This is a genomic window from Streptomyces sp. NRRL B-24572, from assembly GCF_002156145.1.
Lineage (GTDB): Bacteria > Actinomycetota > Actinomycetes > Streptomycetales > Streptomycetaceae > Streptomyces > Streptomyces vietnamensis.
In genome coordinates this window covers 1-2862 of record NZ_MWIG01000306.1, presented here as the reverse complement: position 1 = coordinate 2862, position 2862 = coordinate 1, and the positions used below count along the sequence as shown (strand labels likewise).

Genomic DNA, 2862 nt, shown 5'->3' with positions numbered 1-2862 from the left:
CCGGCCGGGGGGCCCTGCCGAACCCGTTTCCACAGCGCGTGACGGGTCGGTCACGCGCGGGCGTGACACGGAGGCGGGGCCCCGCACGGGCCCCGCCTCCCAGGTCAGGCCCGGCCGACGGTCCGGAGGAAGCCGCCGGTATCGTCGGTTCGGTCACCCCTGGGGTGTCTTGTCCCCGATCTCACCGTGGAGCGCTCATGTCCGGCCAGTCCAGCCGCCGCACCGTACTGAAAGGCGCGGCTCTCGCCGGAGCCGCCGGGCTGGGAGTCGCCGCCTGCTCCACCGAGTCCAAGCTCGGCCACGCCGGGGTCCCGACCCCGACCGCGCCCGTCCCGCTCGGCGCCCCGGACGAGGTGCCGGTCGGCGGCTCCAAGCTCTACCGCGAGCAGCGGCTCGTGGTGAGCTGCCCGGCCAAGGGCCAGTACAAGGCCTTCAGCGCCCAGTGCACCCACGCCGGCTGCGTCCTCGACAAGGTCGAGGAGAACGAGGGCAACTGCCCCTGCCACGGCAGCCGCTTCGACGTGACGACCGGCAAGGCGATCCAGGGCCCCGCCACCGTCCCGCTCCCCGAGGTCCCGATCCGCGTCGAGGGCGGCAAGCTGGTCGCCGGACCCGAGGCCTGAGGCCTCACGCCCAGTCCCAGTCGATCCCCAGGATCCCCGGGCGCACCCCCTGCTCCACGAGGTGCACCGTGCGGTGCCGGCCGCTCAGGGTCAATTCCGCACGGCCGCCGCGCGGCGCCCCCGCCGAGGCCTGTGCGAACCTCCGGCACCGCACCGGAAGAGCGGCCTCGTCGAAGCGGACCTGGAGCACGTACTGCCCGCCCGCGAAGCTGAACCCGCGCACGTACTCCCCGCTCGGCCCCGCCGTACCGTCCTCGAAGCCGTACGAGAACAGGTACGTGTCCCCGGCCCGCAGCCGCGCGTCGAAGAGCAGCTCCGCGACCAGCACGCCCGTCCCGGCGTGCCACCGCACCCGTCCCGTCCGGCAGTTCTCCACCGCCCGCACCACCACCCGCGACGGGTCGCAGCCCGGGTCGCCGTGGTGGATGGCGAGATAGCGGTCCACGCCGTCCCGGTGCGCCCGCACCACGTGCTGCGACTCGCGCCCCAGCAGCTCCCGCCCCGCCCCGATCCGTACCCGCTCGTGGTGCCCCACCGTGTGCAGCCCGCCGTCCGCCGGGGACTCGAGCTCCGCGAGCAGCTCCTCGACCGAGCCCGAGGCCTCCACCAGCGAGCGGTACGGGCGGGCCGCCGGGCGCTCCACCTCGGAGCGGGCGGCCGCGTCCTCCGCCAGGAGCCGGAGCAGCGAGTTCCCGGGCAGCTGGAGCACCTCCTCCAGGGCCCGGACGGCCTTCAGGGACTCCGGCCGCTGCGGGCGGCGGGCGCCCTGCTGCCAGTAGCTCAGACTCGTCACCCCGACCTTGACGCCCCGGTGCGCGAGATGGTGCTGGACCCGCTGGAGCGGCAGCCCGCGCACGGCCAGCGCGGTGCGCAGCGCCAGGTGGAAGGGGCCGGTGTGCAGCAGCTGCACCAGATCGGCCTCGGTGTGGCTCACGAGGACTCCTCCGTGAACGTTCACGACGGGGGCACGGACCGTCGCGCCGCGAGGGGCGGGCGGGCAGGTGGGCCACGGGTGTCCGTTCACACCCGGGCCACACCGTTCACAGTCCGATGTCACCCCGCATTGAAGCGTGTTGACCCGGCCCGGACAACGGCCGATGCTCCTGACCAGCGTCCGGACGCGCTCCTCCGACTCCCCACATCCCCACCCCCCACCCTGGGAGGAACGCGATGCGCAGAAGACTGCTCGACCTCGCGGCACTCGCCGCGGCCGCCCTCTTCCTCGTCCCCGCCACCTCGGCCTCCGCCGCGCCTTCGGACGAGGGCGTCTCCGTCCTCGCCTCCAAGCGGCTGAACATCACCATGCAGGCCCAGCAGAAGACCAACTGGTGCTGGGCGGCGAGCGGCAACACCATCGCCACCTGGTACGGCCGGAACTACAGCCAGAACCAGTTCTGCAACGCCGCCTTCAACCGTCAGCAGGGCTACGACTGCCCCAACTGGCAGGCCGACCTGGGCAACGTCCAGAACGGGCTCAGCTGGGCGGGCATCAGCCCCGGCTCGTACGTGACCGGCTGGCTGCGGTACTCGACCGTCCAGACCGAGATCAACGCCGACCGGCCCGTCGAGACCCGCATCCAGTGGTCCAGCGGCGGCGGCCACATGCACGTGATCTACGGCTACGACGACACGAACAGCTGGGTCTACTGGGGCGACCCCTGGCCCTCCAGCGACCGTTACAACTGGGCCTCGCACGCCTGGTACGTCAACAACGGCTCCTTCTCCTGGACCCACTCGCTCTACCGGATCGGGGCGTGACGACGATGAAGGTACGTGCCGCTGGTCTTCTTGCCGCCGCCCTGGTGGTTCTCGGGGCGCTCCCGGCGGCCGCCGCCGAGGGCCTCCCGCCCGCGCCGACCCCCGAACAGGCCGCCTCCGCGCCGGGGACCCTGGACACCCTGTCCCGGTTCTTCGCCCGCGACGGGGCCCTCGCCCGCACGGCGGCCGCGCCGCGCGTCGAGGGCGCCTCCGTCCCGGTGCGGCTCCTCTCCCCGGACTTCGTCGCCGGGAAGCCCGGGGCGCCCGTCGCCCGCGTCGAGTTCCGCGCCAGCCGTGCCGTGGCCTCCGACGGGCAGAAGGCCTCGCTGTGGACGGTCAAGCAGGCGGACGGCGGCTGGCAGGTGGTGAACATCGCCACCGGCGACGACGAGATCCGGTACGCCGAGATGGGCCGCGGCGGCCTCGTCTTCCGCGAGCCGCAGATCGACGCGTGGTACGTCCAGCGGCAGCACCTTCGTCC

Annotated in this window: 3 protein-coding genes and 1 pseudogene; 3 read left to right on the top strand and 1 reads right to left on the bottom strand. The window is 73.5% G+C overall.

The window, feature by feature from the left end; all coding sequences use genetic code 11:
- The first annotated feature begins 197 nt into the window (after positions 1–197).
- Positions 198–623, top strand: a complete 426-nt coding sequence (locus CCN56_RS19110) for a Rieske (2Fe-2S) protein (RefSeq protein WP_086828391.1) — start codon at positions 198–200, stop codon at positions 621–623.
- A gap of 4 nt (positions 624–627) precedes the next feature.
- Here the strand turns inward: CCN56_RS19110 and CCN56_RS19105 are convergent, their stop codons facing one another.
- On the bottom strand, positions 628–1557 hold the full coding sequence (locus tag CCN56_RS19105; protein ID WP_086828389.1) for a hypothetical protein: 930 nt from the start codon (positions 1555–1557) through the stop codon (positions 628–630).
- Between the two features lie 236 nt (positions 1558–1793).
- Here CCN56_RS19105 and CCN56_RS19100 point away from each other — a divergent pair, with 236 nt between their 5' ends.
- Entirely contained in the window at positions 1794–2381 is a 588-nt protein-coding gene (locus tag CCN56_RS19100) for a papain-like cysteine protease family protein (RefSeq protein ID WP_086828387.1), read from the top strand.
- Positions 2382–2386: 5 nt separating this feature from the next.
- A pseudogene (locus tag CCN56_RS19095) lies at positions 2387–2862 on the top strand (hypothetical protein); the annotation flags it as partial.

Excerpts from the sequence above, each read along its gene's own strand:
- CCN56_RS19110 (WP_086828391.1), top strand. The coding sequence starts at position 198 with ATGTCCGGCCAGTCCAGCCGCCGCACCGTACTGAAAGGCGCGGCTCTC.
- CCN56_RS19100 (WP_086828387.1), top strand. The coding sequence starts at position 1,794 with ATGCGCAGAAGACTGCTCGACCTCGCGGCACTCGCCGCGGCCGCCCTC.